The 15,509-nt window shown below is 49.2% G+C and carries 14 protein-coding genes; 9 read left to right on the top strand and 5 right to left on the bottom strand.

Going from position 1 to position 15,509, the window contains the following annotated elements:
- Positions 1–2: 2 nt before the first annotated feature.
- The 3 genes from CZ360_RS13470 to CZ360_RS13460 form a co-directional block, all read right to left on the bottom strand.
- Positions 3–1,340: a [Fe-Fe] hydrogenase large subunit C-terminal domain-containing protein gene (locus CZ360_RS13470; protein WP_077534726.1), complete on the bottom strand. Its 1,338-nt coding sequence runs from the start codon at positions 1,338–1,340 to the stop codon at positions 3–5.
- Positions 1,341–1,378: 38 nt separating this feature from the next.
- Positions 1,379–1,804, bottom strand: a complete 426-nt coding sequence (locus CZ360_RS13465) for an ATP-binding protein (RefSeq protein ID WP_077534725.1) — start codon at positions 1,802–1,804, stop codon at positions 1,379–1,381.
- A 115-nt stretch (positions 1,805–1,919) separates the two neighbouring features.
- On the bottom strand, positions 1,920–2,258 hold the full coding sequence (locus CZ360_RS13460) for a DRTGG domain-containing protein (RefSeq protein ID WP_077534724.1): 339 nt from the start codon (positions 2,256–2,258) through the stop codon (positions 1,920–1,922).
- Between the two features lie 435 nt (positions 2,259–2,693).
- Here CZ360_RS13460 and nuoE point away from each other — a divergent pair, with 435 nt between their 5' ends.
- The 7 genes from nuoE to CZ360_RS13425 all read left to right on the top strand — a co-directional run bounded on the left by nuoE (position 2,694) and on the right by CZ360_RS13425 (position 9,694).
- Positions 2,694–3,191, top strand: a complete 498-nt coding sequence (gene nuoE, locus CZ360_RS13455) for an NADH-quinone oxidoreductase subunit NuoE (protein ID WP_077534723.1) — start codon at positions 2,694–2,696, stop codon at positions 3,189–3,191.
- A gap of 41 nt (positions 3,192–3,232) precedes the next feature.
- Positions 3,233–3,787 (top strand): ATP-binding protein, encoded by a 555-nt coding sequence (locus CZ360_RS13450; RefSeq protein WP_456085456.1) that lies wholly within the window; start codon positions 3,233–3,235, stop codon positions 3,785–3,787.
- A 135-nt stretch (positions 3,788–3,922) separates the two neighbouring features.
- On the top strand, positions 3,923–4,294 hold the full coding sequence (locus tag CZ360_RS13445) for a (2Fe-2S) ferredoxin domain-containing protein (protein WP_077534721.1): 372 nt from the start codon (positions 3,923–3,925) through the stop codon (positions 4,292–4,294).
- 12 nt (positions 4,295–4,306) lie between these two features.
- Positions 4,307–6,100, top strand: coding sequence for an NADH-quinone oxidoreductase subunit NuoF (gene nuoF, locus CZ360_RS13440; RefSeq protein ID WP_456085455.1), 1,794 nt, complete (start codon positions 4,307–4,309; stop codon positions 6,098–6,100).
- A gap of 12 nt (positions 6,101–6,112) precedes the next feature.
- On the top strand, positions 6,113–7,855 hold the full coding sequence (locus CZ360_RS13435; protein ID WP_077534719.1) for an NADH-dependent [FeFe] hydrogenase, group A6: 1,743 nt from the start codon (positions 6,113–6,115) through the stop codon (positions 7,853–7,855).
- 325 nt (positions 7,856–8,180) lie between these two features.
- Positions 8,181–9,026, top strand: coding sequence for a putative RNA methyltransferase (locus CZ360_RS13430; protein WP_077534857.1), 846 nt, complete (start codon positions 8,181–8,183; stop codon positions 9,024–9,026).
- Positions 9,023–9,694, top strand: coding sequence for a uracil-DNA glycosylase (locus CZ360_RS13425; RefSeq protein WP_077534718.1), 672 nt, complete (start codon positions 9,023–9,025; stop codon positions 9,692–9,694). The genes CZ360_RS13430 and CZ360_RS13425 overlap by 4 nt, the downstream gene beginning before the upstream one ends.
- A gap of 76 nt (positions 9,695–9,770) precedes the next feature.
- On the opposite strand, the gene CZ360_RS13420 is transcribed toward CZ360_RS13425, so the two are convergent.
- Positions 9,771–10,586, bottom strand: coding sequence for a transporter substrate-binding domain-containing protein (locus tag CZ360_RS13420; protein WP_077534717.1), 816 nt, complete (start codon positions 10,584–10,586; stop codon positions 9,771–9,773).
- 215 nt (positions 10,587–10,801) lie between these two features.
- On the opposite strand from CZ360_RS13420, the gene CZ360_RS13415 reads away from it, so the two are divergent.
- On the top strand, positions 10,802–13,414 hold the full coding sequence (locus CZ360_RS13415; RefSeq protein WP_077534716.1) for a cation-translocating P-type ATPase: 2,613 nt from the start codon (positions 10,802–10,804) through the stop codon (positions 13,412–13,414).
- A gap of 7 nt (positions 13,415–13,421) precedes the next feature.
- Positions 13,422–14,663, top strand: coding sequence for a transglutaminase domain-containing protein (locus CZ360_RS13410; protein WP_077534715.1), 1,242 nt, complete (start codon positions 13,422–13,424; stop codon positions 14,661–14,663).
- 54 nt (positions 14,664–14,717) lie between these two features.
- On the opposite strand, the gene CZ360_RS13405 is transcribed toward CZ360_RS13410, so the two are convergent.
- The gene (locus CZ360_RS13405; protein ID WP_159438310.1) at positions 14,718–15,350 is read right to left on the bottom strand and encodes an HAD family hydrolase; all 633 of its coding nucleotides are present in this window, start codon (positions 15,348–15,350) and stop codon (positions 14,718–14,720) included.
- Positions 15,351–15,509: the final 159 nt, after the last annotated feature.

Genomic DNA, 15,509 nt, shown 5'->3' with positions numbered 1-15,509 from the left:
TCCTATTCTTCTTTCTTTTTCTCCGCATCACTTGCTTCAGCCTCCCGGTAAGCCTGCGGGATTGAAACATTCAGCCGGTGGATGTTATCCATCAGCGACGCAACATTTTCGCGGAATTTAAAGACGCAGTCATCTACTGAGGCAAATCCCCTGACGACGTCCTCAGCCAGCGCTTTGCAGCTCGGCGCTCCGCAGGAGCCGCAGTCCAGCCCGGGAAGGGAAGCCTCAATCCTTTCCATCTCGTTCATCTTGTTCAGCGCAACGCTGAAGTTCGCGTCCAATTCCATTACCGGCGTAAATTCCAGAGGTTCGTCCCATGGCATTTCAGGCGGCATATCCTTTAAATGATTCAGGGAAACCGGCAGGTATTTGCGCAGGCGTTTAAGCTTGGTGCGGGCAATATACGGATTCTCGACGTTGAGCACTCCGCCTACGCAGCCGCCGTTACAGGCATTGAGCTCGATAAAATCAAGATTTGTGAATTTTTCGTCCTCCAGATCCTCCAAAACCCGAATAACATTTTCAATCCCATCTGCCGCGAGGTAGTTGTCGTTGAGCAGCGCCGAGGATTCACCAGCGCTGGAGGCCCAGGCGACTCCCATTTTTCCGGAATCAGACAGCCCTTCCCGGTAACGGTCATGATCCATATATTTGAGCAGCTTCGGATAAACCTCGCTGACGGCCAGGACGGCTGAAATTTCGCTTTTTGCTGTGCCGAGCGGCATCTTGGCCGCCGTCACCTTGGCAGGGCAGGGCGAAATAAAAATCGCGCCGATTTTTTCGGCCGGAAGCCCTGTCTTTTCCATTGCTTCCTTTTTTGCCAGCCGTGCCGCTAATTCTACCGGCGCGTTTAAATCCAGGATATTGTCAATCAGACTCGGAAAACGCACCCGGATCAGCCGGGTGACCGCCGGACAGGCGGAGCTGATCAGAGGCCTGGGACAATCCGTCTGATGCAGGATTCTCCTGGTTGCGTCGGAAATAAGCTCCGCGGCCTTTGATACCTCATAGACTGAATCGAAGCCCAGGTCGAGCAGCGCGCTTAAGACGATATCGACATCGTCAAGGTTGTTAAACTGCCCATAAAAAGAGGGCGCTGGAAGCGCGATGGTATATTCATAGTTGTCAATTACGGACAAGGGGTCATAAATTGCTTTTTTGGCATGATGCGGACAGACCCGAATACATTCTCCGCAGTCAATGCATCGCTCTGAAATGATTTTTGCTTTTCCATTCCGTACGCGGATTGCTTCTGTCGGGCAGCGCTTGATGCAGTTGATGCATCCCTTGCACTTGTCGCGGTCGAGCGTTACAGAGTGGAAAAACTCTTTCTGCTTCATAGGAGAGCGCCTCCTTTCTGTCAAAATAATAATCAGGATTACTGGATATAAACAGTCATAGAAACGGTGGTACCTACACCGACCGTTGAATCAATTGTCATTTCATCACTGTATTTTTTCATGTTGGGCAGACCCATCCCGGCTCCAAAGCCGAGACTGCGCACCTCGTCAGGGGCGGTGGAGTACCCTTCCTGCATAGCCTTTTCCACATCCGCAATTCCTTTGCCGTGGTCGCGCAGCACCATGGTGACGTGCTCCGGCGAGATTTCAACGTCAATCACGCCGCCCTCGGCATGGATGACCATATTGATTTCCCCCTCATAGAGGGCAATTGCCACTTTTCGGATGACGTCGGGCGGGACGCCGAGCTTCCGGAGACTTTTTTTCACGCTGGCAGAGGCCTCGCCTGCACGGGTGAAATCCTCTCCGTCAACCTCGTAGGACAATTTAATGAGGTTTTCCATTTTTATGTATCAGGCTCTCTCTTTTATGAATCGGAGAAAGCCGTCTCCTTTCCAATTATGTTCATTGCCGGGCTGGGTGTTATGCCGGCTGAGATAATATGAAAGAACAGAGGGATTAGCCGCGCAATCCCTTTTCCCATAAAAGGCCGCAGGCGGTAAACATCCGAAGGCCGGTGGACATCAGGGCGATGTCACGTTCCTGTGCCAGCTCGATAATGTCGTTGTCCGGACGTTTCCCGCGGACAAAAACGATACAGCGGATATCCATCATGTCAGCAGTACGTACAACCTGCGGGTTTACCAGACCGGTCAGCAAAACGGACTGATCCTTGACAAATGCGAGCACGTCGCTCATCATATCAGACCCGCAGGCAGTATGGATTTCCTGATCCATCAGCTCGTCGCCAAAAATAACCTCTGCTTCTAAAATGGTTTTCAAATCTTGGATTGTCATAAATATCCCTCCATATTACCAATCAGAATATTGGAAAATTAACCAAAACAGTATGTTTTTTCCTTTGCTTTTTTCATTCCAATCCAGGGGTAACAGCCATATCAAAAATAATATGGGCTTCGTGTAATTTTTCCAATTAAGTACAGATGTGGTATATTAGTATTTGTATTATATCACTATGTTGATTCAAACGGCAACAGCACTTTCCATTTTTTCTCAAGGATTTGTTTTTTTTGTTTGATTTTTACAAAAAAAGCTGGTTTGTTTATACTTTAACAACATAGATTTTGAAGCTGGAAAATGATATAATAAATTGTATCTGAATACCTGGATTTTGTAATAATTCCGGGCGGAAGTGAACCAGTCAGATTGGCTCTGCTGTTTGAGGTGAGGAGAACGGCGGGGCGGCGATATTATTTTAAGGAGGTATATAGTATGGCTGAAAAAAAGGGAACAGTACCTTTTCGCGGGACTCCTGAGCAGGAAGCTCAGTTGATGCAGGTCATCGAGGAACATAAAGCGGACAAAGGTGCGTTGATGCCGGTCATGCAAAAAGCGCAGGACATTTACGGCTATCTTCCTATTGAAGTTCAGACTATGATTGCGAAGGGATTGGGAGTATCACTGGAAGAGGTTTACGGCGTTGCTACTTTCTATTCCCAGTTCTCATTGTATCCGAAAGGGCAGTATAAAATTTCAGTATGTCTTGGCACCGCTTGCTATGTAAAGGGCGCGGGCGACGTGTTTGACAAGCTGGTGCAGAAGCTGGGGATCAAGAGCGGGGAATGTACTCCGGACGGAAAATTCTCGCTGGAGGCTTGCCGCTGCATCGGTGCGTGTGGTTTGGCTCCGGTTATGATGATCAACGATGATGTATACGGTAAGCTGACACCGGACGAAATTGATGGAATTATCGAGAAATACAACGGCTAATTCCTGAGCCGAACAGGTGATCTGCCTGAAAGGGGTTTATCATGCAGGAATTATCTTTGAATATACTGGATATCGCGCAGAATTCCATTCGTGCCAACGCCAGTTTAATCACAATTGAGATTATTCGGTCTGTTATTGACAATAAAATGACAATCACAATTGAGGATAACGGCTGCGGGATGAGCAAGGAAAAAGTCGAGCAGGTAATCAATCCCTTCTTTACCACCAGGACGACGCGTCCTGTCGGACTGGGCGTACCGTTTTTTAAGATGTCGGCTGAGATGACCGGCGGTACATTCCGGATTGAGAGCGAGGAGGGCGTAGGAACCAAGGTGATTGCCACCTATGTGCTGGATCATATTGATCTGATGCCGTTGGGGGATATGGCGTCTACCATGGTTACACTGATCTCAGTGAATCCTGAGATAGATTTTATATACCGCTACCGGTATAATGACGCTGAATTTACACTCGATACCAGAGAGGTAAAGCAGATATTGGAAGGTTTGCCTGTTAATTCGCCTGACGTGCTGGTCTTTATCAAGAGCTTTATTGAGGAAAACACGCTCCAGGCAGAACAGCAGGAACTTAAATAAGGTGGTGCGGAAGTTTGAAAGCAGACTTCCGAGGGTTTACTTTCAAACACACGTTTTGCGCTCTTGAAGCCGGATGGGACGGCTTTAGCCTGATTTTTCAGGGCGGCGCAATTCCTAGAAAGGAATGAATAGTTAATGAAAAGCTTAGCAGAATTAAAAGCAATTCGCGATAAAATGCAGACTTCTGTCAATGTCCGCGACAGTGCGGATGATAATATCCGTGTTGTTGTCGGGATGGCTACCTGTGGAATCGCGGCTGGTGCAAGGCCGGTTCTCAATGCCTTTACCGAAGAGGTTGCAAAAAGAGGATTAAATAATGTTATGGTAACACAGACCGGATGCATTGGTATCTGCCAGTATGAACCGGTTGTGGAGGTTTATACCAATGACGGCAGCAAAACTACATATGTAAAAATGACTGCTGAAAAGGTTGCAAGAGTGGTAAGCGATCACCTTGTCAACGGCAATGTTGTCGAAGAATATACCATCGGCGCAGTAGCGAAATAATAAGGGAGGTAAATGCTAATGTATCGTTCTCATGTACTGGTGTGCGGTGGTACAGGTTGTACCTCTTCAGGCAGTGAACAGTTGGTTTCCGCTTTAGAGCAGGAAATTGCAAAACAGGGGCTCTCTGAAGAAGTTAAGGTTGTAAAAACCGGATGCTTTGGACTTTGCGCGTTAGGCCCGATCATGATTGTATATCCGGAAGGCTCTTTCTATTCAATGGTAAAGCCGGAAGATATCCCGGAAATTGTTTCCGAGCATCTCTTGAAGGGGCGTATTGTAAAACGTCTGCTGTATTCTGAAACAGTAGCGGATGACACCGTAAAATCTCTGAATGAGACAGATTTCTATAAAAAACAGCATCGTGTCGCACTGAGGAACTGCGGCGTGATTAACCCGGAAAATATCGAAGAGTACATCGGGTTTGACGGCTATCAGGCTCTGGGCAAGGTGCTGACCGAGATGACACCGGAACAGGTTATCCAGACTATTAAAGACAGCGGCCTGCGCGGACGCGGGGGCGGCGGGTTCCCGACCGGCCTGAAATGGTCCTTTGCGGCTGCAAATGACGCGGATCAGAAATATGTCTGCTGTAATGCTGACGAAGGTGACCCGGGCGCGTTCATGGATCGTTCGATCCTGGAAGGTGACCCGCATGTTCTGATTGAAGCAATGACAATCGCAGGGTATGCAATCGGCGCTTCCCAGGGTTATGTTTATATCCGTGCGGAATATCCGATCGCTGTAAAACGTCTGCAGATTGCAATTGACCAGGCACGCGAATACGGCCTGCTCGGTAAAAATATCTTTGATTCTGGATTTGATTTTGACATGGAACTGCGTCTGGGTGCAGGCGCGTTTGTATGCGGGGAAGAAACTGCGCTGATGACCTCGATTGAAGGCCATCGCGGCGAACCGCGTCCTCGTCCTCCGTTCCCGGCTGTTAAGGGTTTGTTCGGCAAGCCGACAGTCCTCAACAATGTTGAAACCTATGCGAATATTCCGCGGATTATCCTCAACGGCGCGGATTGGTTCTCCTCCATGGGTACTGAAAAATCCAAGGGAACCAAAGTATTTGCACTGGGCGGAAAAATCCACAATACCGGGCTTGTTGAAGTTCCGATGGGAACGACCCTGCGCGAGATCATTGAAGAAATCGGCGGCGGCATCCCGAACGGCAAGAAATTTAAAGCGGCTCAGACCGGCGGTCCTTCCGGCGGATGTATCCCGGCTGACCTGATCGATACCAAGATCGACTATGACAACCTGATTGCAATCGGCTCTATGATGGGCTCCGGCGGGCTGATTGTCATGGACGAGGACACCTGTATGGTTGACATCGCGAAATTCTTCCTGGAATTCACCGTTGATGAGTCCTGCGGGAAATGTACCCCATGCCGTGTCGGTACAAAACGGATGTATGAAATGCTGGATAAGATCTCCAAGGGAAATGCAACCTTAGAGGATCTGGACAAACTGGAAGAGCTTTGCTATTTCATTAAAGCAAACTCTCTGTGCGGTCTGGGTCAGACAGCTCCGAACCCGGTTCTCTCTACTTTGAAATATTTCCGTCACGAATATGAAGCGCACATTGTTGACAAGACCTGTCCTGCCGGCGTCTGCAAAGGCCTGGTACGTTACAGCATCGACGCTGAAAAATGTAAGGGCTGTACTCTTTGCGCGAGAGTATGTCCGGTTGGTGCAATCGAAGGGACAGTGAAGAACCCGCATGTGATCCATACGGATAAATGTATCAAGTGCGGCGCTTGTATGGAAAAATGCCGCTTCGGCGCAATCACGAAAAAGTAGGAGGGCACCAGAATGGATAAAGTAACTTTAAAGATCAACGGCATGTCAGTCAGTGTGCCGAAGGATTATACAATTTTACAGGCTGCCCATGAAGCTGGAATTGAGATTCCGACTCTCTGCTACCTGAAAGATATCAACGAGATCGGCGCCTGCCGTATGTGCGTTGTAGAAGTCAAGGGTGCGAGAAGCATGGCTGCGGCTTGTGTACACCCGGTTTCTGAGGGGATGGAGGTTGTCACAAACTCTCCTGCAATTCAGAAAGCAAGAAAAACCAACCTTGAATTGGTTCTGTCCACCCATGAAAGAAAATGCCTGTCCTGCGTGCGCAGCGGAGACTGCGAGCTGCAGAGACTGTGTAAAGAATATGGCGTAGACGACGAAAAGAAATATGAGGGCGCAAACGAACATTATGACGTTGATGATTCCGCGCCTCATATGTACCGTGATAACAACAGATGCATCCTTTGCCGCCGTTGTGTTGCCGCATGTAAAAACAACCAGGGTGTTGCGGTGATTGGCCCGAACGACAGAGGCCAGGCAACCCATATTGGCTGCGCGTTTGAAGCACCTTTAGGGGAAACCAACTGCGTTAACTGCGGACAGTGTATCACCGTCTGCCCGACCGGCGCATTGGGTGAAAAGGATAACACGGAAGAAGTATTCGCGGCAATCGCTGATCCGGCCAAACACGTCGTTGTTCAGACAGCTCCGTCTGTACGTGTTGCGCTGGGTGAAGCGTTTGGCCTGCCGGTAGGCACCAATGTAGAAGGCAAGATGGCTGCTGCACTGCGCCGCCTTGGTTTTGACAAGGTCTTTGATACCGACTTTGCGGCTGACCTGACTATTATGGAAGAAGCGACCGAATTCCTTGATCGTTTCAAAAATGGCGGAACACTGCCGATCATTACTTCATGTTCTCCGGGATGGGTAAAATTCTGTGAGCATTTCTTCCCGGATTTCATTCCGAATCTGTCCTCCTGCAAATCTCCGCAGCAAATGTTTGGCGCTGTGACCAAAACCTTCTATGCTGAGAAAATGGGAATCGATCCAAAGGACATCGTCTGTGTCAGCGTTATGCCGTGTACTGCTAAGAAATTTGAAATCGGCCGTGAAGATCAGAGCGCTGCCGGTGTTCCGGATGTTGATATTGCAATTACCACCAGAGAACTGGCGCGTATGATTAAACGTGCTGGCTTGATCTTTGATATGCTGCCGGACGAAGGATTTGACGATCCGCTCGGAGAATCCACGGGCGCTGGCGTAATCTTTGGCGCGACCGGCGGTGTTATGGAAGCTGCGCTGAGAACTGCAGTCGAAACCTTAACCGGCGAAGAACTCGGAAAGCTGGAATTCAATGACGTTCGCGGCACCAAGGGAATCAAGGAAGCTTCTTATAAAATTGGCGATATTGAAGTCAAGGTTGCGGTTTGCTCTGGTTTGGCAAACGCGAAGAAACTGCTGACTGATATCCAGGAAGGGAAAGCGAACTACCACTTTATCGAAGTAATGGCATGCCCAGGCGGTTGTGTCAATGGTGGTGGACAGCCGATCCAGCCTGCGTCCCTGAGAAACTTTGTTGATATCCGTGAGGTTAGAGCCAAGACCATCTATGAATTGGATGCGAGCATGCCTCTGAGAAAATCTCATGACAACCCGTCTGTTCAGAAGCTCTATAAAGAATATCTGGGCGAACCGGGCAGCCATAAGGCGCATGAAATTCTTCACACTTCTTATGTAAAACGCGATCTGTACTAATCAGACTGGTTACACGTAAAACCCCCAAAGAGGAGATCCTCTTTGGGGGTTTTACCGTTTGGAAGATTTATGGTATAATAACGTTAAACAGCTCTCGGAACGAATTCTTTCATGCCTTGCGGCACCGCCGTTTTTATCACGGCGGCTTTATGAAATAATAGGGCAGCAGGCATGTTTGCCTCAGAGGGTTTTCTTTGCCGGCAAAGGATGCGGCAGGCGTTTGGTAACGCCGGAATCAGAAAACGTCTCATGGACGGACATAATGGAACCGTCCGGAGATAGCGGTATAAAAATAGAACGGAAAAACAATCAGAAAGGAACAACGATGGAACTAATTTGTCCGGTTTGCCATAAACCATTACGGATAGAAGAAAAACGGCTTGTCTGCCAAAACCATCACAGCTTTGACCGGGCAAAGAGCGGTTATGTCAATCTGCTGTTATCCAATGGCAAACACTCCAAGCTGCCGGGCGACAATAAGCTGATGGTCAACGCCAGGCGGGATTTTTTGCAAAAAGGATATTACCAGCCATTGGCTGAAGCTCTCTGCAATGAAGCGGCGCGCTGCTGCCAGGAGGCCGGATGGAAAACCCCCGATATCCTGGATGCAGGCTGCGGGGAGGGCTATTATACGAATGCGGTTTATCAGGCTCTGTCCTCCTTGACAAAGCCGAGGATGGTTGGAATTGACATTTCAAAATTTGCGCTGAACGCAGCCGCTAAGAAAAACCATGAAGCGGAATTTTTGGTAGGCAGCGTATTTCACCTGCCTGTTGCCGATTCCGCCTGCGACCTGCTGTTTAATTTATTCGCGCCTTATTGCGGAGAAGAATTTCTGCGGGTGCTTAAAAAGGATGGGATCATGGTCATGGTGATTCCTTCCCGGAAACACCTTTGGGAGTTGAAGGAATTGGTCTACGATTCACCGTATGAAAACGAAGTCAGGGACTATAAGCTTTCGGGATTTCAGTTGCTTAGGGTAAGGAGACTTGCGGAACAAATCACCTTAACCAGTCGGGAAGACATTCAAAATTTATTTATGATGACGCCCTATTATTATAAAACGTCGGAGGAGAACTCCAGACGCCTGCAGGGGTGCGGCCGTTTGACAACCAGAATAGAGTTTGAGATACTGGTGTATCAAAAGGATGGAAAGGAAACAACAACATGATAGCATTTGGCAATGAATGGGACGCGCTGTTAAAGGACGAGTTTGAGAAGGATTACTACAAAAAGCTGCACCGCTTTTTAGCACACGAATACCATACCCGTACTATTTATCCGGATATGTATGATATTTTTAATGCTTTAAAATATACTTCCTTTTCGGATGTGAAGGCCGTGATTTTGGGACAGGACCCTTACCATGGCCGGGGACAGGCGCACGGATTGTGCTTTTCAGTCAAAAAGGGAATTGCACAGCCGCCGTCCCTAAAGAATATTTTCCAGGAAATACGGGATGATCTCGGAATACGGATGTCAGATGAAAACGGAGAGTTGACCGCCTGGACAAAACAGGGAGTATTGCTGCTGAATACGGTTTTGACAGTCCGGGCAGGACAGGCCAACAGCCATAAAGGGATTGGCTGGGAGATTTTTACCGATCATATTATCCGCCTGTTGAATGACCGGGAAGACCCGATTGTATTCCTGCTGTGGGGCGCCAATGCCAGATCCAAAACAGCGCTTCTCACCAATCCGGCTCATAAAATTCTGACCTGTGCCCACCCCAGTCCCTTTTCGGCCGGCAACGGCTTTTTTGGCTGCCGCCATTTTTCAAAAGCAAATACATTTTTGCAGTCGGCAGGGAAGGAACCCATCGACTGGGCCATCGAATAATAGGAATAAGCGGTGTACATTGATTCAATGTACACCGCTTATTCTATGATGAAAGCTTTTAAGAAATTATCAGGAATCACTCACCCTTGGCGAGGTAATAGTTTGCAACAACAGAGTCCATAACAATTGCGTCAACACGGCCTGTTTTCAGTTCATTCAGGCAGGCTACGTTATCAGCAAGCTCTACTGTTTCCGCATCAATTCCGGAAGCGTTGTAAGCGTCCACCGCGCTGGATTCTTTCTGCATAGCGATCTTCTTTCCGTTCAGATCTGCTGCAGATTTGATATCAGAATCTTTCGGAACAACAATTGCTTGGACATTTTCCATATAAGCTTCGGTAAAGCTCATCGCTTCCAGACGCTCGTCTGTAATTGTCAGGCCGTTCCATAAAACGTCAACTTTTCCGGTAGAAAGCTCCGCTTCCTTGTTCGACCAGGTAATCGGCTGAATCTGGAGCTTTTTGCCCATTTTTCCTTCAATGACCGCCTTTGCCAGGTCAATGTCGAACCCGACAACCTCGTCGCCATCTTTAAAGCCCATCGGCGCGAAGTTTACATCGCATCCGAGAACAATGGTATCTTTGTCATAAACCGCTGCAGTTTCCGGTATAAAGGTCTTTTCTTCCGGCACATAGATGGTGTCAGAGCCAAACCACTCGGTCGCAATTTCACCGGCTGTTCCGTCTGCAATACACTCGTCCAGTGCAATCTGGATCATATCGCGCAGCGCAGTGTTATCCTTAGCGGTTGCAATTCCATAAAGCTCGTCTGCCAGGGATTCGTCCAGAATATGTAAATCCGCGTTGGTCAGATTCGTTTTTCCGCATCCGCCAAACAGGGAAGCCGCTAAAAATCCAGCCAGCATAACCGAAACTAATTTTTTCATCTTCATTATGAATATCCTCCTTGCTTTCCATCCCGTATTTTGTTGTATTATCACACTACTATATCAAATTACATGGGACTATTACATTTTACATGGTAAAGCAATAAAATGCAATAGGTAAATCAAAGTTTTTTAAATTTTTTCCCTATTTAAATCAAGCATATTGGCTGGACAGCCCGAATAAATTGATAATAACAAGGAAGAGAAAGGACGGAGAGCGGTTGAAATTATTGGATGTACTCATGGATAAAAAGCCGGATTCAAAGCCGCAGAAGGGGTTGAGCTCCGAGCAGGCTGCACGGCTTTTGGAGGAAGGCGGGAAAAACCAGCTAAAACAGAAGAAGGCGGTTAGCCCGGTTCGGATTTTTGCGAACCAATATAAGGACATCCTTACGATGATCCTGCTAATCTCAACGGGAATTTCTTTATTTTTGCAGGAGTATGTGGAGGCAATCACCATTGCGGCAATTGTCCTGATGAACGGGATTTTAGGATTTATCCAGGAATATCGGACAGAGCGGACGCTGGAAGCTTTGCGGAAGATGGCGGCGCCCACTGCGAGAGCATACCGGGACGGGGAAATACAGGTTATTCCGGCAGATGAAATTGTACCGGGCGACGTGGTGCTGCTGGAGGCGGGAGACCGTGTCTGCGCCGACCTGTGCATAACGGAATGCTTCGGTCTGAGCGCTGACGAATCGATCCTGACAGGGGAATCCAATCCTGTAAACAAGAAAACATGCCGGCGGACAGTGACAGAGAATATCCTCAACTGCGAGGATATGATGTATATGGGGACAACGATCACCCAGGGTCATGGGGAAGCGGAGGTGTTCGCCACCGGGATGGACACTCAGATGGGCAAGATCGCCGGAATGCTTCACCAGATTGAGGAGGAAGAAACCCAACTGCAGAAAAAGCTTGCCCAGCTTGGAAAATATATCGCAATCGGATGTCTGATTATCTGCGTGATTGTTTCTGTCACAGGAATTCTGCGCGGAGAGAACCCGCTCGATATGCTGATTGTCGGGGTATCGCTTGCGGTTGCCGCCGTGCCGGAGGGTCTGCCGGCTATCGTTACCATTGCACTCGCATTGGCGGTAGGCCGGATGGTGAAGCAGAAGGCGCTGGTGCGGAAGCTCCATTCCGTAGAGACGCTGGGCTGCACCAATGTAATCTGTTCCGATAAGACCGGAACGCTGACCCAAAACAGGATGACTGTGACAAAAATCAGTACTGCGAACGGGATGCAGGAAGTGACAAAGAAGCTCCATTTTTCGGCTGGAACAGCCGAACACCAAGCGGCTCTGTGCTGTGCGCTCTGCAATAATGCAGTGCTGAACAACGGAGAGCTGTATGGAGAGCCGACGGAAAACGCGCTGATGTTTTTTGCCGACCGGTGCGGAACGCCGCTGAAACAGCTCCTGCGCGAATACCGCAGGGTTTCGGAAAATCCGTTTGACAGCAAACGGAAATGCATGTCGGTTGTCACACAGGATATGGCAGGGAACCGGGTTCTGTGGGTCAAGGGTGCGTTTGATATTATGGCGGAGAAATGCACCCATCTGCTGACAGGGGAAGGGGAGAAGCTGCTCTCTGTCAGTTGGAGAAAACGGATATCAGAGGCGAACGACCAGATGGCGCGCAATGCCCTGCGTGTCATCTGCCTTGCCTACAAACGTCTGGGAACAGGAGCGGCTCCAAAGGAGGAAGACCTGGTTCTAATCGGGCTTGCCGGGATGATTGACCCGCCCCGGCCGGAGGTGAAAAAGGCGGTAAACCAGTGCAGCCGCGCTGGAATTAAGACTGTGATGATCACCGGGGACCACAGGCTGACAGCCTGCGCTGTGGCAAAGGAGATCGGCATCTATCGGGACGGTGATACGGTGCTGGACGGGAAACAGCTTGAGGCTATGTCGGAGGAGGAACTGGAACGGGAAGCGGAGAGCACGACGGTTTTTGCGCGCGTCAGCCCGAAGCACAAGCTCTCTATTGTCAATGCCCTGCAAAAGAAGGGCAACGTGGTTGCTATGACCGGGGACGGGGTAAATGACGCTCCGGCGGTAAAGCAGGCGGACATCGGGGTCAGCATGGGAATCACCGGGACAGACGTGACCAAGGAGGCCTCCGATCTGATCCTGCTGGACGATAACTTTGCGACGCTGGTAAACGCTGTCCGGGAGGGCCGGGCGATCTATGCCAATATCCGGAAGTTTATCCGTTACCTGCTCTCCTGCAATATCGGAGAAGTGATCACGATGTTTTTGGGTATGCTGATGGGAATGCCGGTGGTATTGCTGCCCATCCAGATATTGCTGATTAATCTCGTAACAGACGGCCTGCCCGCCATTGCGCTGGGACTGGAGCCGCCGGATAAAAATACCATGAACGTCCGTCCGCGGAAGAAAAATGACGGGGTGTTCTCAGACGGACTCCTCTCCAAAATCATCTTCAGGGGAATCTTTATCGGCCTTTCCACTCTTGCCTCTTTCGTCACTCTTCTGAACATGAGCGGCGGGGACGTCACAACGGCGAGAACCGGCGCTTACTTTACGCTGGTAGTGACGCAGCTTATCAATGTGTTCGAGTGTAAAAGCGAGCATACCAGCATTTTTGGAATTCATCCACTAAATAATAAAAAGCTGATCGGAGCCGCGTTGGTGTCTTTGACGATTTTGCTTGCTACTATCTACATCGCCCCTTTACAAATCGTACTAAATACAGTATCATTACAGAGAAGCTATCTTTGCATTTTGCTTGGATATTGCTTAATTCCTACTTTAATGACAACGTTAAGTTTTGCCGTAAGGAGAAAACCGAAGGGAAAACGGTGATGATAGAATGAAAAAACGGATCGGGACAGTGCTGATCGCCTTTGTTCTGCTCTTGGGCGTTTTGCAATATGAGGAGAGCGCCAAAGAAAACAGCAATGTCTTGAAGGCGTTTTATGCTGCGTTTGAAGGCCCGTACCATGTTGGCAACAGGGAATATATGGACGTGGCGAAGCAGGCGGAATCGGATCAAAGCTATGAGGCGCTGCCCAAACGGCTTCGGAAGGCTTACCGCCAGCTGGATGAATATGTCTATAAATTTTATGACGATATCGATGATATCGTCATTCCAAAGGATGACTTCCGCATGGTGCTGGAATATTACCGCGCGGATCATCCGCAGGCGTTCTGGCTCAGCAGCGCTTATCGTTATCAGTATGATGAAAAAACGGATAACCTCAGCCGGGCTACCCTCTTTTTTACCTATGAGGATCCTGAAAGCAAATCGTCCCGCAGCTATACCCAGCGCAGGGTAGAGGAAATGTGCCGGGAGCTGGACGAGGCGGCTGACCGGATTTTGGAGGGAATTACCGAGGAGATGAGCGAATATGAGAAGGTACTCTACCTCCATGATTACCTGGCTGAAAACGTGGCATATGACGCGTCGTCTCCAAACCAGCATGACGCCTATGGCGCGTTGGTGGAGAAAAAGGCGGTCTGCGACGGATATGCCCTGGGAATGCAGTATCTCCTGCTGAAGGCTGGAATGGATTGCCGGATTGTCTATGGTGACGACCGGGAAGATAACGCGGAGCATCATGCGTGGAATGTAGTCCGGGTGGATGGAGAGTATTACCACCTCGACGTCACCTGGGATGTCCCGCCGGCCGGAACAACGCAGCCGATCTATGCCAATTTTTTGGTCAGCACCGAGGAGATCAAAAAGCGCCATATTATCTTTTCTCCGATTTCCGGTGCTGATGATGGTGAAGAATCCATCTATCCGCCGGTTCCTGACTGTACGGATGACAGCTTAAGCTATTATCAGAATATGGGGCTCTATGTTTCTGACCTGACGGATGAAAGTATTGCGGCGATCCTGTTAAAAGCGAATGCGGCGCTGATTTCCGGAGATAAGCAGGTGCAGTTCCAGTTTGCCTCCCAGACAGACCTGCAGGAGTTTATCCGTGAGGCGAGGGAGAATGTCCCTCGTGTAGCAAGGGGATTCCCTTATAGCTGTGACCAGTATCAGACGGAGATTGTCACCTGCGTGGAGGACAATATTTTGATCCTCCAGTATGATTATAGCTAAAAATAAATATGAAAAAGCACGGAAGGCCCTGGTTGCCTATTCCGTGCTTTCTTCCTATCCGATGAGTTCTGTGACAGCGCTGTAAAGCTGGCCGGCATGGGTAACTACCCGGTCAGACCCGGCCATTTCTTCCGGATTATAGCCATACGCACAGCCGATAAAGGGTATTTTGTTTTCCCGCGCGGCTTCCTGGTCAAACACCCGGTCGCCGACCATAACCGCCTTTTCCGGCTTTATTCTTTGAAGCAGGAGATCCAGAGTCTGCGTTTTGAGCATTCCGGGCAGAAGCGGCTGGATTTCGTCTACCAGGTCGATTAATCCGATAGTTGTGAGGACAAGGCGGATATACCGTTCGGAGGAGTTAGAGCAGATTGCAAGCCGGTAGCCGGCGCTGCGGAGCTGTTCCATGCTCTCTCTAGCACCATCAAAAGCGCGCCCGTTTTCCTTCATCAGTTTGTCCTCATAAGAGGATTCCAGGGAAAGAAAACGCTGATGGAGTATTTCATCCCCGTCAGGAAGGTAGAGCCTGACATAGTCCGCGGGCCTCGCGCCAAACTGCGCACAGATATCCTCGTCCGTAAAATGGAAAACACCGAGCTCGGCAAGCGCGCGCCGGACTGCCTCTACGGCATAAAGCCTTGTCTGATTGAGCGTTCCGTCCAGGTCAAAGATTACAAGTTTGTTCATATTTGTGACGATTCCTTTCGTGTGATATAGCAGGGATACGGCAATTTGTGGCCTGATGCTGGGAATTCTTGCGGTTAAAGGATTAAGCCGTATTCCTTTGTTTTTACAATTGTAACATATTTTCGTCAGAAAACCAAAGTTTTTCTGATGGGAATACTT

Origin of the sequence: Massiliimalia massiliensis (assembly GCF_900155615.1) — a bacterium.
GTDB lineage: Bacteria > Bacillota > Clostridia > Oscillospirales > Ruminococcaceae > Massiliimalia > Massiliimalia massiliensis.
The sequence above is the reverse complement of the archived record's forward strand: the minus strand, read 5'-3'. Positions and strand labels throughout refer to the sequence as shown.

Excerpts from the sequence above, each read along its gene's own strand:
- CZ360_RS13450 (WP_456085456.1), top strand. The coding sequence starts at position 3,233 with ATGCAGGAATTATCTTTGAATATACTGGATATCGCGCAGAATTCCATT.
- CZ360_RS13445 (WP_077534721.1), top strand. The coding sequence starts at position 3,923 with ATGAAAAGCTTAGCAGAATTAAAAGCAATTCGCGATAAAATGCAGACT.
- CZ360_RS13465 (WP_077534725.1), bottom strand. The coding sequence starts at position 1,804 with ATGGAAAACCTCATTAAATTGTCCTACGAGGTTGACGGAGAGGATTTC.
- CZ360_RS13410 (WP_077534715.1), top strand. The coding sequence starts at position 13,422 with ATGAAAAAACGGATCGGGACAGTGCTGATCGCCTTTGTTCTGCTCTTG.
- nuoF (WP_456085455.1), top strand. The coding sequence starts at position 4,307 with ATGCTAATGTATCGTTCTCATGTACTGGTGTGCGGTGGTACAGGTTGT.
- CZ360_RS13420 (WP_077534717.1), bottom strand. The coding sequence starts at position 10,586 with ATGAAGATGAAAAAATTAGTTTCGGTTATGCTGGCTGGATTTTTAGCG.
- CZ360_RS13470 (WP_077534726.1), bottom strand. The coding sequence starts at position 1,340 with ATGAAGCAGAAAGAGTTTTTCCACTCTGTAACGCTCGACCGCGACAAG.
- CZ360_RS13405 (WP_159438310.1), bottom strand. The coding sequence starts at position 15,350 with ATGAACAAACTTGTAATCTTTGACCTGGACGGAACGCTCAATCAGACA.
- CZ360_RS13425 (WP_077534718.1), top strand. The coding sequence starts at position 9,023 with ATGATAGCATTTGGCAATGAATGGGACGCGCTGTTAAAGGACGAGTTT.
- CZ360_RS13435 (WP_077534719.1), top strand. The coding sequence starts at position 6,113 with ATGGATAAAGTAACTTTAAAGATCAACGGCATGTCAGTCAGTGTGCCG.
- nuoE (WP_077534723.1), top strand. The coding sequence starts at position 2,694 with ATGGCTGAAAAAAAGGGAACAGTACCTTTTCGCGGGACTCCTGAGCAG.
- CZ360_RS13460 (WP_077534724.1), bottom strand. The coding sequence starts at position 2,258 with ATGACAATCCAAGATTTGAAAACCATTTTAGAAGCAGAGGTTATTTTT.
- CZ360_RS13430 (WP_077534857.1), top strand. The coding sequence starts at position 8,181 with ATGGAACTAATTTGTCCGGTTTGCCATAAACCATTACGGATAGAAGAA.